The sequence below is a fragment of the Clavibacter sp. GW821-FHT01D01 genome (assembly GCF_059422605.1).
In genome coordinates this window covers 64,114-78,830 of record NZ_JBWKXC010000008.1, presented here as the reverse complement: position 1 = coordinate 78,830, position 14,717 = coordinate 64,114, and the positions used below count along the sequence as shown (strand labels likewise).

Annotated in this window: 15 protein-coding genes; 3 read left to right on the top strand and 12 right to left on the bottom strand. The window is 73.7% G+C overall.

What is annotated here, in order from left to right:
- Complete coding sequence (locus tag AC07VC_RS11730) at positions 1-975, bottom strand: AAA family ATPase (RefSeq protein ID WP_494676561.1); 975 nt, start codon at positions 973-975, stop codon at positions 1-3.
- Positions 976-1,247: 272 nt separating this feature from the next.
- On the opposite strand from AC07VC_RS11730, the gene rsmD reads away from it, so the two are divergent.
- Positions 1,248-1,844 (top strand): 16S rRNA (guanine(966)-N(2))-methyltransferase RsmD, encoded by a 597-nt coding sequence (rsmD, locus tag AC07VC_RS11725; protein WP_494675635.1) that lies wholly within the window; start codon positions 1,248-1,250, stop codon positions 1,842-1,844.
- Here rsmD and AC07VC_RS11720 read toward each other — a convergent pair.
- Positions 1,841-2,962, bottom strand: coding sequence for a thiamine-phosphate kinase (locus tag AC07VC_RS11720; protein WP_494675634.1), 1,122 nt, complete (start codon positions 2,960-2,962; stop codon positions 1,841-1,843). The genes rsmD and AC07VC_RS11720 overlap by 4 nt on opposite strands.
- A 24-nt stretch (positions 2,963-2,986) precedes the next feature.
- Here AC07VC_RS11720 and AC07VC_RS11715 point away from each other — a divergent pair, with 24 nt between their 5' ends.
- Positions 2,987-3,493 carry a DUF3515 domain-containing protein gene (locus AC07VC_RS11715; protein WP_094115615.1) on the top strand — a complete coding sequence of 169 codons (507 nt, stop codon included), beginning with the start codon at positions 2,987-2,989 and terminating at the stop codon, positions 3,491-3,493.
- On the opposite strand, the gene AC07VC_RS11710 is transcribed toward AC07VC_RS11715, so the two are convergent.
- The 9 genes from AC07VC_RS11710 to AC07VC_RS11670 form a co-directional block, all read right to left on the bottom strand.
- A complete protein-coding gene (locus AC07VC_RS11710) occupies positions 3,450-4,457 on the bottom strand; it encodes a glycosyltransferase family 2 protein (RefSeq protein WP_494675633.1) in 1,008 nt (335 codons plus the stop codon). The genes AC07VC_RS11715 and AC07VC_RS11710 overlap by 44 nt on opposite strands.
- 38 nt (positions 4,458-4,495) lie before the next feature.
- Complete coding sequence (locus AC07VC_RS11705) at positions 4,496-5,605, bottom strand: D-alanine--D-alanine ligase family protein (protein WP_494675632.1); 1,110 nt, start codon at positions 5,603-5,605, stop codon at positions 4,496-4,498.
- 2 nt (positions 5,606-5,607) lie between these two features.
- Entirely contained in the window at positions 5,608-6,678 is a 1,071-nt protein-coding gene (locus tag AC07VC_RS11700) for an NAD(P)H-dependent glycerol-3-phosphate dehydrogenase (protein WP_494675631.1), read from the bottom strand.
- Entirely contained in the window at positions 6,671-7,408 is a 738-nt protein-coding gene (locus tag AC07VC_RS11695; protein ID WP_494675630.1) for a lysophospholipid acyltransferase family protein, read from the bottom strand. Before AC07VC_RS11695 ends, AC07VC_RS11700 begins: the two co-directional genes overlap by 8 nt.
- Positions 7,409-7,532: 124 nt before the next feature.
- Positions 7,533-8,903 (bottom strand): UDP-N-acetylglucosamine 1-carboxyvinyltransferase, encoded by a 1,371-nt coding sequence (gene murA, locus AC07VC_RS11690; protein ID WP_104289076.1) that lies wholly within the window; start codon positions 8,901-8,903, stop codon positions 7,533-7,535.
- On the bottom strand, positions 8,904-9,518 hold the full coding sequence (gene leuD / locus AC07VC_RS11685) for a 3-isopropylmalate dehydratase small subunit (protein ID WP_094115612.1): 615 nt from the start codon (positions 9,516-9,518) through the stop codon (positions 8,904-8,906).
- A 2-nt stretch (positions 9,519-9,520) separates the two neighbouring features.
- Positions 9,521-10,990 (bottom strand): 3-isopropylmalate dehydratase large subunit, encoded by a 1,470-nt coding sequence (leuC, locus tag AC07VC_RS11680; protein ID WP_494675629.1) that lies wholly within the window; start codon positions 10,988-10,990, stop codon positions 9,521-9,523.
- A 72-nt stretch (positions 10,991-11,062) separates the two neighbouring features.
- Positions 11,063-11,899: a PP2C family protein-serine/threonine phosphatase gene (locus AC07VC_RS11675; protein WP_494675628.1), complete on the bottom strand. Its 837-nt coding sequence runs from the start codon at positions 11,897-11,899 to the stop codon at positions 11,063-11,065.
- A complete protein-coding gene (locus tag AC07VC_RS11670; protein ID WP_317229008.1) occupies positions 11,896-12,930 on the bottom strand; it encodes a TerC family protein in 1,035 nt (344 codons plus the stop codon). Before AC07VC_RS11670 ends, AC07VC_RS11675 begins: the two co-directional genes overlap by 4 nt.
- Positions 12,931-13,080: 150 nt before the next feature.
- Here AC07VC_RS11670 and AC07VC_RS11665 point away from each other — a divergent pair, with 150 nt between their 5' ends.
- The gene (locus AC07VC_RS11665; RefSeq protein ID WP_494675627.1) at positions 13,081-13,755 is read left to right on the top strand and encodes a TetR/AcrR family transcriptional regulator; all 675 of its coding nucleotides are present in this window, start codon (positions 13,081-13,083) and stop codon (positions 13,753-13,755) included.
- Between the two features lie 69 nt (positions 13,756-13,824).
- Here the strand turns inward: AC07VC_RS11665 and AC07VC_RS11660 are convergent, their stop codons facing one another.
- A complete protein-coding gene (locus AC07VC_RS11660; protein ID WP_494675626.1) occupies positions 13,825-14,622 on the bottom strand; it encodes an SDR family NAD(P)-dependent oxidoreductase in 798 nt (265 codons plus the stop codon).
- Positions 14,623-14,717: the final 95 nt, after the last annotated feature.

Here is a 14,717-nt window from a genome sequence, read left to right as displayed (position 1 = left end):
TCAGCGCGTCCGTCCCGCGGCGCTGAGCGGCACGGCGGTCGAGGCGACGATGCGCTCGAGGATCTCGACGACCGCGGCCTGGCCCCGCCCGCGCTGCCCGAGCGCGCGCCCGGTGGCGACGAGCCGGTGGGCGAGGACGGGCGCGGCGAGGGCGTCGACGTCGTCCGGCAGGACGAAGTCGCGCCCGTCGAGCGCGGCCCGCGTCTTGGCGGCGCGGATGAGCTGCAGGGTGGCGCGGGGGCTCGCGCCGAGGCGGATGTCCTCGTGGCCGCGCGTGGCCTGCACGATGGCGACGGTGTACCGCGACACGGGGTCGGAGACGTAGACGCCGCGGGCCGCGTGCATCATCGCGTCGAGCTCGTCGGCGTCGACGACCGGGCGGAGCTCGTCGAGGGGGCTGACCGTGTCGCGGGAGCGGAGCATGGCGAGCTCTGCGGCGGCGTCCGGGTAGCCCATCGAGATGCGGGCCATGAAGCGGTCGCGCTGCGCCTCGGGCAGCGCATACGTGCCCTCCATCTCCACCGGGTTCTGCGTCGCGACGACCGTGAAGGGCTGCTGCAGCCCGTGCGTGACGCCGTCGACCGTGACCTGCCCCTCCTCCATGCACTCGAGGAGCGCCGACTGCGTCTTCGGGCTCGCGCGGTTGATCTCGTCGCCGATGACGATGTTGGCGAACACGGCGCCCGGCTGGAACTCGAAGCGGTGGTCGGCCTGGCTGTACACCGAGACGCCCGTGACGTCGGAGGGCAGGAGGTCGGGCGTGAACTGGATGCGGTTGACCGTGCAGTCGACGCTCCGCGCCAGCGCCTTGGCGAGCATGGTCTTGCCGACCCCCGGCACGTCCTCGATGAGGAGGTGGCCGCCGGAGAGGAACACCGTGAGCGCCATCCGGGTGGCGTCGTGCTTGCCGGACATGACGCTGTCGATGTTGCCGAGGATGAGGTCGGCGAGCCGGCGCACCTCCTCCAGCGGCATCGCGGCGGACCCGCGGCCGGCGGGGGCGTGCGCGCCGGCGCGGGAGGCCGGGCGGATGCGGGCGGGGTGGGGGCCCGATCCGGCGTGCAGGGGAACGGACTCGGACTCGGGGCTCGTCACGCAGATCCTCCAGCGTCGTGGGCGTCCCTGGAGCATACGTCAGCGACCCGGGCGCGTCCGGGGAGGCGCCGGCCGCGGACAGGGCGGGTAGCATCGTCGCCCGTGCACCCCGCTCCGAACGCCGCCTTCCCGATCTCCCGGCGAGCGGCGTCGTGACCCGCATCGTCGCCGGGTACGCCGGCTCCCTCGTGCTCCGCGTCCCGCGCACGGGCACGCGCCCCACGAGCGACCGGGTGCGCGAGGCGCTGTTCTCCGGGCTCGAGGCCCGGGACGCGCTCGACGGCGCGCGCGTGCTCGACCTCTACGCCGGATCCGGCGCGCTCGGGCTCGAGGCCGCCAGCCGGGGCGCGGTCGACGTGGTCCTCGTGGAGCGCGCGGTGCCCGCGGCGGCCGTGTGCCGGTCCAACGCCCTCCTCATCGAGCGGGCCGCGCCGACCGGGTCCGCGCCCCGCATCCGCGTGGCGGCCCAGAGCGTCCACGCGTTCCTCGCGGGCGACCGCGGCTCCTACGACGTGGCGTTCCTCGACCCGCCGTACGAGGTCGGCGACGCCGAGATCGCCGAGGAGCTGGCCGCCCTCGTCCCGCGCCTCGTCGACGGCGCGGTGGTGATGGTGGAGCGGAGCTCGCGCTCCGCGGAGCCGTCGTGGCCCGCGGGACTGCGCCTCGACCGCCGGAGGGCGTACGGCGACACCGTGGTGTGGTGGGCCGTGGCCGACGCGGAGGACGACCCGGAGGACGGCGTCTCCTAGCGCGCGCCGTCCCAGTCGGCGTAGGGGTCCCAGCCGCCGAGCGGCGTCCGCGGGCCGGCGTAGGGGCGTCCGTCCACGGTCACGGCGGGTCCGGTCCCGCCGGCCTCCGCGACGACCCCGATCGGCCGGAAGGGCCCCGGGAGCGCCGTCCCGACCGGGAACGCGGCGACGAGCGCGTGGTCCTCGCCGCCGGTCAGCACGAGGTCGAGGGCCCGCGGCGGCAGGGACGGGTGCGCCGCCGCGACCCGGCGCACGTCGTCCGCGAGGTCCGCGGTCCGGAGGTCGATGCCCACGGCGCTCGCCCGCGCCATCCGGGCGAGGTCGAGCAGCAGCCCGTCGGAGACGTCGAGCATGGCCGTGGCCCCGGCGCGCGCGGCGGCCGATCCGGCGGCCAGCGGCGCGACGGGGGCCAGCTGCGCCTCGACGGCGTCCGGGTGCGCGGCGCGCAGCTCCCGGGCGAGCCGCGCGTCGGGGACGGGCTCGCCGTCGGGACCCGCGCTCCGGGCCTCGTCGAAGAGCAGCTGCACGCCCGCGGCGGCCATGCCCAGGGTCCCGGCCACCGCGATCACGTCGCCCGGGCGTGCGCCCCCGCGGAGGACGGGCTCGCGCCCCTCGAGGTCGCCGGTCGCCGTGACGGTGATGACGAGCGCGTCCGAGACGGACAGGTCGCCGCCCACGACGCCGCAGCCCGGGGCCTGGAGGAGGCAGCCCTCGCGCAGGCCGTCGGCGAGGGCCTCCAGGTCGGCGACGCGCGTCCGGGCGGGCGCCGCGATCGCGACGAGGAGGGCCGTGGGGCGCGCGCCCATCGCCGCGACGTCCGCCAGGTTCGAGGTGGCGGCACGGCGGCCGAGGTCGTGCGGCGTCGACCACGCGCGGCGGAAGTCGGGTCCCTCGATCATCATGTCCGTGGTGATCACGAACCGGCCGTCCGGGGCGCGCACGACCGCGCAGTCGTCGCCGGGGCCGATGTCCGCGGCGTCCGCGGCGGGCAGGCGGGCGACGATGCGGGCGAGCGTCGCCAGCTCGCCGGCGCTCCCGAGGGTCGCCGTGTCCGTGCCCCCTCCGTCCGGCCCGGCGTCGCTCGGATGCGCGGTCGAGGGAGTCCCAGGAGTCGTCACGACAGCCACGCTAGCCTGATCGGGATGTCTCCCCGCCGCCCCGCCCGCGCCCTGCGCACCGCCGCCGCAGCCGCCGCGTGCGGCGCCGCCCTCCTCCTCGCCGGGTGCTCCCCGACGGTCTCGCTCGAGGCCGCCCCGGCCGCGACCGACCCGCTGTGCGCCGACGTGGTCGTGCACCTGCCCGCGCAGCTCGGCACCGCGCCGCTGCGCGAGACGGACGCGCAGGGCACGGCGGCGTGGGGCGACCCGCAGAGCACCGTCATCCTCCGCTGCGGCGTCGCGACGCCCGGCCCGACCACCGACGCGTGCATCAGCTACGACGACGTCGACTGGGTGGAGGACGACTCCCGCTCCCCCGACATCCGGTACACGACCTACGGCCGCACCCCCGCAGTGGAGGTCGTCATCGACTCCACGCAGGCCAGCTACACGGCGCTCACCGACCTCAGCGGCGTCGTGGCCGTCATCCCCCAGGAGGCGCGCTGCGTCAGCGCGCAGGACCTGGGAGACGCGCCGCCGCCGGAGGGCTGACCGGCACCGGTCCCGTCGCCGCCGGACCGCGGCCCGCCGGGACGGCCCCGGCGGTGCGGCCGAGCCGGCGCTCGGCGAGCACGCGCCGTCCCGTGCGACCCCAGCGCAGCCACGGCAGCTCGTGCGGCCAGTGAAGCGTCAGCGACGTCATGCCGCGGCTCATCCGCAGCGGCAGCGTCGACGGGCGCGTCAGCGGACGCATGCTGATGCCCATGCGCAGGTGCGGGTCGAGCACGATGCGGCGCTCGGGCCCGAGGTGCACGGAGAGGTCGATGTCGTCGTGGAGGTGGGTGCCCTCGCGGTGCACCTCGGTGCGCACCTGGTGCCAGGCGTCCCGGCGGAGGGCGAAGTTCGACCCGAACAGCGGCGGGTGCCCGAGCGCGAGCGTCACCGACCCGAAGTAGGCGCCGAGGTAGGCGACCGCAGCGACGCCGCGCAGGGCCCGCGGGCCGTCGAGGAACCGCGCCGCCCCCGTCACGGCGGCGACGTCGGGTCGGGCCGCGAGGACGTCGCCGAGCCGTTCGATCCAGTCGGCGGGCGGCACGCAGTCCGCGTCGAGGCGCGCGATGACCTCGTAGCGCGCGGCGTCGTACCCGGTGCTCGCGGCCGCGGGGATCCCGACGACCGGCTCGTGCACGACGCGCGCACCGGCCTGCCGGGCGACGAGGGCGCTGTCGTCGCGTGACGCGTTGTCGACCACGACGACCTCGTCCGGCGCCACCGTCTGCCCGGCGAGGGCCTGCAGGCACGCGCGCAGGTGGCCGGCGTCGTCGCGCACGGGGATCACGACCGACACCGTGGGCCGCGCCGTCGCCCCGGGGCCGCGCAGCGCGACGTCCGCGCCGTCCGGCGCCCCGTGCCCGGCCGACCCGCCGCCCAGGGCCCCGGTCCCGCGGCGCGCCGGCGTGCCGGGTCGGGCGTCGGGGTGGAGGCGGGGTCGGGCGATGGATCGTCCTACGAGCATGCCCCGAGCCTAGGCTCCTCAGGTGAGGGAACCGACCGTCAGCGGGAGGGGCGATCCGCCTCGTAGGCGAGGGCCACGTCGATCAGCCGCGAGATGAGGTCCGGGTACGCGAGCCCGGACGCCTCCCAGCAGGCCGGGAACATCGAGATGGGCGTGAAGCCGGGCATCGTGTTGATCTCGTTGAGCACGAACCCGTCGGCGGTGAGGAAGAAGTCCACGCGCGCGAGCCCCCGGCCGTCCACGGCCCGGAAGGCCCGGACGGAGAGCTCCTGCATGCGGGCGAGCTCCTCCGCAGTGACGTCCGCGGGGCACACGAGGTCGATGCCGTCGGCGCCGAGGTACTTCGCGTCGAAGTCGTAGAAGTCGCGGCCGGAGACGACGATCTCGCCCGCCACGGACGCACTCGGCTCCCGCCCCGGGCCCTCGTCGAGGATCGCGCACTCCACCTCGCGGCCGACGAGTCCCGTCTCGACGAGCACGCGGTCGTCCTCGCGGAACGCGACGGCGAGGGCGGCGTCGAGGTCGGCGGGCGCCGCGACGCGGCTGACGCCCACGCTGGACCCCGCCCGCGCGGGCTTCACGAAGGCGGGGAGCCCCAGCCCGGCAGCGCGCTCGCGGACCCCGTCGGGATCGGCGGCCCACTCGTGGCGGGACACCGTGATCCACGGCGCCACGTCGATGCCGGCCGCGCGGAGCACGGTCTTCGCGAAGTGCTTGTCCATGCCGAGGGCCGAGGCGAGCACGCCCGAGCCCACGTAGGGCAGGCCCGTGAGCTCGAGGAGGCCCTGGACGGTGCCGTCCTCGCCCTGCGTGCCGTGGAGGATGGGGAGGACGAGGTCGACGGGGCCGAGCGACCGCTCGCCGCCGTCCGCGTCCCGCACGCGCAGCTCGCGGCTCGAGGCGTCGTCCGGCCAGCGCACGCGCGAGCCGTCGTCGACGACCTCCGGCAGCGCCTCGGCGTCGAGCGCGAAGGCGCGCGCGTCGTCCGCCTGCAGCGTGAAGGCCCCGCCGCGGGTGATGCCGACGGGGATGACCTCGAAGCGGTCGCGGTCGATGGCGCCGAGCACGCCGCTGGCGGTGGCGCAGCTGATGGAGTGCTCGCTGGAGGTCCCGCCGAAGAGGAGGACGACGCGAGTGCGTGCGGTCATGGTCATTCCCCCTGCGGAGTGTCGTCGTCGGTGGTCAGGTGCGGCGCGATGTCGCGCGGCGAGAGGGTGCCCGCGAGCACCTGCTGGACCTGCTCGACGATGGGCATGAGGACGCCCCGCTGGCGGGCGAGCTCGAGGACGGGCGCCACGGAGGACAGGCCCTCCGCGGTCTGCTGCATGCTCTTGACCACGTCGGTGAAGCTGTAGCCCTGGCCGAGGAGTCTCCCCGCGGTGTTGTTGCGGGACAGCGACGACTCGCACGTGGCGATGAGGTCTCCGAGACCCGCCAGGCCCGCGAGCGTCTCCGCCCGGGCGCCGTACGCGACGGAGAACGCCGTCATCTCGGCGAGGCCGCGCGTGATGATCGAGGCCTTCGTGTTCTCGCCGTACCCGACGCCGTCGACGATGCCGACCGCGACGGCGATGAGGTTCTTCAGCACCCCGCCGAACTCGGTGCCGATCACGTCCGTGTTCACGAACGACCGGAAGTAGGTGCTGCGGGCGATCTTCGCCACGCGCTCGGCGGTGGCCTGCTCGGCGGACGACACCACGACGGCGGTCGGCTGCTCGCGGGCGATCTCGAGCGCGAGGTTCGGGCCCGATGCGACGGCGATGCGCTCGGGGCCGATGCCCAGGACCTCCGCGATCACCTCGCTCATCCGGAGCCCGGTGCCCTTCTCCACGCCCTTCATCAGGCTGACGACCACGGCGTCGGACGGGATCAGGTCCCGCGCCGCCTCGAGGTTCGCCCGGAGCGTCTGGCTCGGCACCGAGACGAACACGTCCGTCGCCCCCGCGAGCACGCGCTCCAGCGACGGGTCGGCGGTGAGGCGCTGCGGCAGGTTGATCCCCGGCAGGTAGTCGCTGTTGCGCTTGGCCTCCGTGATCTCGCGGGCGAGCTCGGGCCGGCGGGCCCACATGAGCACGTCGCTGCCGCCGTCGGCCATCACCTTGGCGAAGGTGGTCCCCCAGCTGCCGGCGCCGAGGACGACGATGCGGCGCCGCTCCTCGAGGGCGTCGGCACCCGGGTCGGTGCGGGGGTCGGTCGCGGGGCTCGCGGTCGCGTCACTCAAATCGGCCGGTCTCCTTCTGGTTCCTCGAGCGGGGGTCCCAGCGCTCGGTGGGGGCGGTCTCGCCGCGCAGCTCCTCCACGAGCTCCGTGATGGCGGCCATGACGACGGCGGTCGCCTCGGTCAGGGTGGCGGAGTCGAGGCTCCGGTCGCGGAAGCGCGCGAGGTCGACGGGCTCGCCGATGACGACGTGGATCGTGCTCCGCGGGAACAGGCGCACGCGCTTCGAGTAGCGGCCCATCAGCTGCTGCGTGCCCCAGTGCGCGGCGGGGATCACCGGGATGCCGGACTGCAGCGCGAGGCGCACGGCACCGGTCTTTCCGCGCATGGGCCAGAGGTCGGGGTCCCGCGTGAGGGTGCCCTCGGGGTAGACGACGACGATGCGGCCGTCGCGCGCCAGCTCGGTGGCCTGGGAGATGGCCTGGCCGCCGCGGACCCCGCCGTCGCGCTGCACGGGGATCTGCCCGGAGCGGCGGAGGAACCAGCCGACGACGGGCACGTCGAAGAGCGAGGCCTTGGCGAGGAAGCGGGGCAGGCGGCCGAGCTTCCACGCGACCGCGCCCATGACTACGGGGTCGATCTCGCTGTAGTGGTTCGGCGCGAGCACGTAGGAGCCGGTGCGCGGGAGCCGCTCGGGGTTCCGGATCTCGAACCGCACCGCCAGGTTCAGCACCGGCAGCACGAGGGCGGCCAGCACCCAGAAGATCGACGGTCGGGCCTTCTCGTTCGCCATGGCGTCTCCAGTCCCGTGCCGGTCGTCGTCCTCGTCGTCCGCCTGATCCGCCCAGGCGGCATGCCGGGCGCGTCCGGGGGACGCGCCCGGGCGGCGTGGGCGGCGCGGGCGCCGCCCGGTGGTGCTATCCCTCGTAGGAGAAGTCGGCGCCGAGCTGGCGCAGCTTCCCGATGAAGTCCTCGTAGCCGCGGGAGATGATCCCGACGTTGCTGACCGTGGAACGGCCCTCGGCCGTGAGCGCGGCGATGAGGTGGCTGAACCCGCCGCGCAGGTCGGGCACCGTGATGTCGGCGCCGTGCAGGTGCGTCGGCCCCGTGATGACGGCGGCCTGCTCGAAGTCGCGACGCGCCACGCGGCGCTCGTGGCCCTCGAGGCCCTCCTTGTGCACCACGATGTCCGCGCCCATCTCGTTGAGCGCGTCCGTGAAGCCGAAGCGGTTCTCGTACACCGTCTCGTGGATGATCGAGACGCCGGGCGCCTGCGTGAGGGCCACGACGAGGGGCTGCTGCCAGTCGGTCATGAAGCCGGGGTGCACGTCGGTCTCGATGACCACGGGCTTGAGGTCGCCGCCCGGGTGGTAGAACCGGATGCCGTCCTCCTCGATGTCGAACGCGCCGCCGACCTTCCGGAACACGTTGAGGAACGTCATCATCTCGGCCTGGCGGACGCCGCCGACGAAGATGTCGCCGCCGGTCGCCAGCGCGGCGGAGGCCCAGCTCGCGGCCTCGTTGCGGTCGAAGAGCGCCCGGTGCGTGTAGCCCTCGAGCCGGTCGACGCCCTCGATGAGGATGACGCGGTTCGGCTCGACGGAGATGATCGCGCCCATCTTCTGGAGGATCGCGATCAGGTCCATGATCTCGGGCTCGATGGCCGCGTTCTTCAGCTCGGTGACGCCCTTCGCGCGGACGCCCGTGAGGAGCACCTGCTCGGTCGCGCCGACGCTCGGGTAGGGCAGCTCGACGTTCGCGCCCGTTAGCCCGTCCGGCGCGGTGAGCCGGATGCCGCTCGGGAGCTTCTCCACGACGGCGCCGAAGGCCCGGAGCGCGTCGAGGTGGAAGTCGATGGGGCGGTCGCCGATGCGGCAGCCTCCGAGGTCGGGGATGAAGGCCTCGCCGAGGCGGTGCAGCAGCGGCCCGCAGAAGAGGATCGGGATGCGGGAGCTGCCCGCGTGGGCGTCGATGTCGGCCATGTGGGCGCTCTCGACGTCCTTCGGGTCGAGGATGAGGTCGCCCTCCTGCTCGCCCTTGCGGAGGGTGACGCCGTGGACCTCGAGGAGCCCGGAGACGACGCGGACGTCGCTGATGTCGGGGACCGAGCGCAGGAGGCTGGGCGTCTCGCCCAGCAGCGAGGCGACCATGGCCTTGGTGGCCAGGTTCTTCGCCCCGCGGACCTCGATGCGGCCGCGCAGCGGGATGCCGCCGTTGATCACGATGGAGTCGGACAGGAGGCCCACCCGCTCCCCCGCCTTCTTGGCGTCGCTGACTAGTGAGTTCATTCAGTTCTCCAGAGCTGCCGGCCGGGCCGGCAAGGTGCGCGGGCGCCATGAGGCCCGTCGTGATTCGAAGGTGGTGATGGCGTCCTCGTCCCGGAGGGTGAGGGCGATGTCGTCGAGCCCCTCGAGGAGCCGCCACCGAGTGTATTCGTCGATCTCGAACGGGACCGTCAGGCCGGGCGCCGTGGCGACCCGCTCGACGAGATCGACGGTGAGGTCGAGCCCGGGCTCCGCGTCCATCGCGGCCCACAGCCTCTCGACGTCGTCCTCGCTCACGAGTCCCGTGAGGAGGCCCTGCTTCCCCGAGTTGCCCCGGAAGATGTCGCCGAACCTCGGGCTGAGCACGGCCCGGAAGCCGTAGTCGCGCAGCGCCCACACGGCGTGCTCGCGCGAGGAGCCGGTGCCGAAGTCCGGACCGGCGACGAGGACGGTGGCGCCCTCGTAGACCGGCTGGTTGATGAAGAAGGCGGGGTCCTGGCGCCACTGGTGGAACAGCGCGTCCTCGAACCCGGTCTTCGTGACGCGCTTCAGGAACTGCGCGGGGATGATCTGGTCGGTGTCGACGTTCGACCGCTTCAGCGGCACGGCCGTGCCGGTGACGATGCTGACCTTCTCCATGCTCAGGCCCCCTGTCCGACGGCGGTGGCCTGGCGGATCGACTCGGCGTCGACGACGCCGTCCTCCTGCAGGTCCCACGGGCTCGAGAGCGTGCCGCGGATCGCGGTGGCCGCGGCGACGAGCGGCGACACGAGGTGCGTGCGCCCGCCCTTGCCCTGGCGGCCCTCGAAGTTGCGGTTGCTGGTGGAGGCGCAGCGCTCTCCGGGAGCGAGCTGGTCGGGGTTCATCCCGAGGCACATGGAGCAGCCGGCGAAGCGCCACTCGGCGCCGAAGTCGGTGAAGACCTTGTCGATGCCCTCGGCCTCGGCCTCGAGCCGCACGCGCGCGCTGCCGGGGACGACCATGACGCGGACGCCCTCGGCCTTGGTGCGGCCGCGGACGATCTCCGCGGCGGCCCGCAGGTCCTCGACCCGGCTGTTGGTGCACGAGCCGATGAACACGGTGTCGACCGCGATCTCCTTCATGGGGGTGCCCGGGGCGAGGTCCATGTAGGCGAGGGCGCGCGTCGCGGCGGCACGCTCGTTCGGGTCGGCGATGGCGGCGGGGTCCGGCACGGGCTCGCTCAGCGAGACGCCCTGGCCGGGGTTGGTGCCCCAGGTCACGAAGGGCTCCAGCGCGTCGGCGTCGAGGAGGACCTCGGCGTCGAAGACCGCGTCGTCGTCGGTGGCGAGGGTCTCCCAGTAGGCGACGGCCTCGTCCCAGTCGGCGCCCGTCGGGGCGTGCGGCCGGCCGCGGAGGTAGTCGTAGGTGGTCTGGTCGGGCGCGACCATGCCGGCGCGCGCGCCCGCCTCGATCGACATGTTGCAGATCGTCATGCGGCCCTCCATGGAGAGGGAGCGGATGGCGCTGCCGCGGTACTCGAGCACGTAGCCCTGCCCGCCGCCCGTGCCGATCTGCGCGATGACCGCGAGGATGATGTCCTTGGCCGTCACGCCGGGGCGCAACGTGCCCTCGACGGTGACCGCCATGGTCTTGAACGGCTGCAGCGGCAGGGTCTGCGTGGCCATGACGTGTTCGACCTCGCTCGTGCCGATCCCGAACGCCATCGCGCCGAACGCGCCGTGCGTGGAGGTGTGCGAGTCGCCGCAGACGACGGTGATGCCCGGCATCGTGAGGCCCAGCTGCGGGCCCACGACGTGGACGATGCCCTGCTCGATGTCGCCGAGCGAGTGCAGCCGGATCCCGAACTCCTCGGCGTTCCTCCGGAGCGTCTGGATCTGCGTGCGGCTGGTCAGGTCGGCGATGGGCCGGTCGATGCCGATGGTCGGCGTGTTGTGGTCCTCGGTCGCGATGGTGAGGTCCGGTCGGCGCACGGGGCGGCCGGCTAGCCGGAGGCCGTCGAAGGCCTGCGGGCTGGTGACCTCGTGGACGAGGTGGAGGTCGATGTAGAGGAGGTCGGGGGTACCGTCCTCCCCCTCGGCGACCAGGTGGTCGGCCCACACCTTCTCGGCCAGGGTCTTCGCAGGCTGCACGCGGCTCTCCTCATGGCAGGGGCGCGAGGGTGCCCTCGCGCATCATGGGAGTCTAACGCCGGGCGCTCCGCGCTATTCCTCGGGCGACGGCGCGCCCGCGGACCCGGTCGCGGTCGGCTGGTCCTCCCGGGCCTCGGCGTGCGCCTCGATGACGACGACGGTGACGTTGTCGCGACCGCCGGACGCGAGCGCCTGGGCGACGAGCGCGTCCGCCGCGCGGTCGACTCCGCCGCCGTCCTCGCGCGCCAGCTGGAGCACGGCCGCGATCGAGCGGTCGTCGAGCTCCTTGGTCAGGCCGTCGGAGCAGATGAGGAACACCTGGTGCTCCGTGACCGGCAGCAGCCACTCGTCCGCGGCGACCTCGTCGTGCGATCCCACCGCGCGCGTGATGAGGTTCCGCACGGGGCTGCGCTCGGCCTCGGCTCGGGTCATGCGGCCGCGGTCGACGAGCTCCTGGACGGCCGAGTGGTCGATCGTCACCTGCTCGAGGCGCCCGCGCGACCACGCGTAGACGCGCGAGTCGCCGACGTTGAAGACCATCCAGAGCGCCTCGTCGTCCTCCGAGCGCACCAGCGCGACCCCGGCGAGCGTGGTGCCCGCCACGGTGCCGGGCGGGTCGTCCCCCGTGATGAGGTCGCCGATGGCGTCGTTGGAGGCGTCGACGGCCTCCACGATGAGGTCGCGCGTCACGGGCGCGTCCCCCGACAGCCCGCCGAAGGTCTCCACGAGGGTGGCGCTGGCGCGGTCGCCGAACGCGTGACCCCCCATGCCGTCGGCCACGAGCCACACGGGCGGATCCGCGAGGAGCCCGTCCTCGTTCACGGCGCGCACGCTGCCCACGTCCGTGCGGGCGGCCCAGGTCACGTGGATCCGGCGCCCGCCGAGCGCGATGGTGCGCGCCTCGGTCACCGCTCGGCCCGGTCGTCGTCGCGCTCGACGGCCGCCTCGCTGCCGTCGGCCGGGGCGACGGGGATCCCGTCCGCGCGCATCTTGACGAGGCTCGCCACGGTCGCGACCGCCATGGACGCGAGGATCACCACGAGGCTCACGAGCGTCGGGATCTCGGGCGCCCACTCGATGCCCTCGCCGCCGTTGACGAACGGCAGCGTGTTCTCGTGCATGGCGTGCAGCACGAGCTTCACGCCGATGAAGAAGAGGATGAAGGCGATGCCGTACTTGAGGTACACCAGCCGGTCGAGCAGCCCGCCCAGCAGGAAGTAGAGCTGGCGGAGGCCCATCAGGGCGAAGATGTTCGCGGTGAAGACGATGAACGGCGACTCCGTGATGCCGAAGATGGCCGGGATCGAGTCGAGGGCGAAGATCAGGTCTGTGGTGCCGATCGACACGAACACGATGACCATGGGCGTCAGCACCTTGCGGCCGTCGATGACGGTGCGCACCTTCGAGCCGTCGAAGTCCGGCGCGATCTTGAGGCGCCGACGCAGGAACCTGATGAACAGCGAGTCCTCGCTGTCCTCGTCCTCGTCGCCCACCGCCTGCTTGACGGCCGTGTAGAGGAGGAACGCGCCGAAGATGTAGAAGATCCAGCTGTAGCTCTCGATGAGCTCCGCGCCCAGGAGGATGAAGATCCCGCGCAGCACCAGCGCGATGATGATGCCCACCATGAGCACCTCCTGCTGGTACTTCCGGGGCACGCTGAACCTGCTCATGATGATCACGAAGACGAACAGGTTGTCGATGCTGAGGCTGTACTCCGTGAGCCACCCGGCGAGGAACTGGCCGGCGTGCTCCGTGCCGCCGACGAAGAGCATGATGACGGCGAAGACCAGCGCGAGCCCCACGTAGAAGGCGACCCACAGGCCGGACTCCTTCGTGGAGGGGACGTGCGGGCGCCGGTACACGATCAGCAGGTCGGCGACGAGGATGACCACGAGGATCGACAGCGAGACGATCTCGAACGGGAGGGGCAGCTGGGGCACGCGGAGGCTTTCTGCAGCACGGGAGCGGCACGGACATGCCTCGTCGAAACTACAGGTCGGCCGACGGGTTGTTCACAATTCCCCCATCCGGGGCATCCGCTCGGCGGCCCCGCATTACGTTGGTCCCTCACCACACGAGAGGGACGCCCCATGGCCGTACTGGCGAACGAGCTCGATGCACCCGACCACGGAGGGGACGACGCGGGACCCCGCCGTCGCGGACCCCGCACCACGGGCGACGCCCGCCTGAGCATCATCGAGGCGGCCCGCATGCTGTTCATCGAGTCCGGCGCCGACCGCGTGAGCGCCCGGCGCATCGCCGCCGCCGCCGGGGTGGACCCGAGCCTCGTCCGCTACTACTTCGGGTCGCTCGAGGCCCTCCTGGAGGAGGCGCTCCGCCCCTCGGAGGACCTGCTCGCCCCCTACCTCCGCCTGCGCGAGCTGCCCGTCGAGGAGCGCGGCGCGGCCCTCGTGGACGCGGCCCTCCACACGTGGGAGCACCCGGTGGGGTCCACCATCATGCGCTGGGTCACCGTGTCGTCGGATCACGACAGCGGCGCCTACAAGCGGTTCGCGGAGGCGGCGCCCCAGCACTGGATGAGCGCGCTGCCCGAGTCGATGCCCGCCGAGGAGGCCGGCATCCGCAACTCGCTCGTCGGCGCGGCCCTCGGCGGCATCGCCATCACCCGCTACATCTGGCGCATGGAGCCCATCGCGAGCATGCCCCGCGCGACCGTGGTCGCGCTGCACGGGCCCGTGGTGCAGGGCTTCCTCACCGGACCCCTGCCCGAGGTCCCCGCCGACACCCCGCTGCCCGGCGCCTGAGGCAGCACGCCGGTCGACGATCGATCATCGCCGCGTGCCGGTCGCCGGAGCGCGGCGCTCGGCTCGGGATCAGCCCCGGTCGGTGAGGTCCGCGCGGACCGCGAGCGGCTCCCGCACCAGCTTGTGCGGCGCGGCCTGGGCCACGGGCTTCAGGGTGAGCAGGTCCACGTTCACGTGCGGCGGCAGCTCCACCGCGTGCACGATCGCCTCGGCCACGTCCTCCGCCGTGAGCGGGCCCGGGACGCCGTCGTAGACCGCGTCCGCCCGCGCCCGGTCCCCTCCGAAGCGCACCAGCGAGAACTCCTCCGTGCGCACCTGGCCCGGCGCGATCTCGATCACGCGGATGGGCTCCCCCGCCAGCTCGAGGCGGAGGACGCCCAGCATCGCGTGCACGGCGGCCTTCGCGGCGTTGTAGCCGCCCCCGCCCTCGTAGGGGACGTGCGCGGCGATCGAGCTGACGGTCACCACGTCGGCGCTGCCGCCCTCGGGCACGCCCGCGCGCAGCAGCGGCAGGAGCGCGCTGGTCACGCGCTGGACCGCGAGCACGTTGATCTCGTACATCCACGCCCAGTCCGCGGCGGACCCGCCCTCGACCGTGTCGGTGCCGACGGCGCCGCCGGCGTTGTTGACGAGCGCGTGGACGCCCCCGGTCTCCCGGAGGTGGTCGCGGAGCGCGTCCACGTCGGCCTGCACGGTGAGGTCGGCGACGGCGTACGCGGCCCCGGTCTCCTCGGCGAGCGCCCGCAGGCGGTCCTCGCGGCGGGCGACGCCGACGACGTCCCACCCCCGGCTCCGGAACAGGCGGACGGTGGCGGCGCCGATCCCCGAGCTCGCACCCGTGACGACGACCCTCTTGCTGCTGGACATGACCCCAGCGTAGGGAACGCGGGCGCCGGCGGGTTACGCCGCGCGACGGGTCGCGTTGACCGCCCGCGGGCCGTGTTCCTACTGTCGAGGTGCGC

Coding starts and splice junctions, on each gene's coding strand:
- AC07VC_RS11705 (WP_494675632.1), bottom strand. CDS start 5,605: ATGACCGCACGCACTCGCGTCGTCCTCCTCTTCGGCGGGACCTCCAGC.
- AC07VC_RS11665 (WP_494675627.1), top strand. CDS start 13,081: ATGGCCGTACTGGCGAACGAGCTCGATGCACCCGACCACGGAGGGGAC.
- AC07VC_RS11730 (WP_494676561.1), bottom strand. CDS start 975: ATGCCGCTGGAGGAGGTGCGCCGGCTCGCCGACCTCATCCTCGGCAAC.
- leuD (WP_094115612.1), bottom strand. CDS start 9,518: ATGGAGAAGGTCAGCATCGTCACCGGCACGGCCGTGCCGCTGAAGCGG.
- AC07VC_RS11710 (WP_494675633.1), bottom strand. CDS start 4,457: ATGCTCGTAGGACGATCCATCGCCCGACCCCGCCTCCACCCCGACGCC.
- AC07VC_RS11715 (WP_094115615.1), top strand. CDS start 2,987: ATGTCTCCCCGCCGCCCCGCCCGCGCCCTGCGCACCGCCGCCGCAGCC.
- AC07VC_RS11660 (WP_494675626.1), bottom strand. CDS start 14,622: ATGTCCAGCAGCAAGAGGGTCGTCGTCACGGGTGCGAGCTCGGGGATC.
- murA (WP_104289076.1), bottom strand. CDS start 8,903: ATGAACTCACTAGTCAGCGACGCCAAGAAGGCGGGGGAGCGGGTGGGC.
- AC07VC_RS11695 (WP_494675630.1), bottom strand. CDS start 7,408: ATGGCGAACGAGAAGGCCCGACCGTCGATCTTCTGGGTGCTGGCCGCC.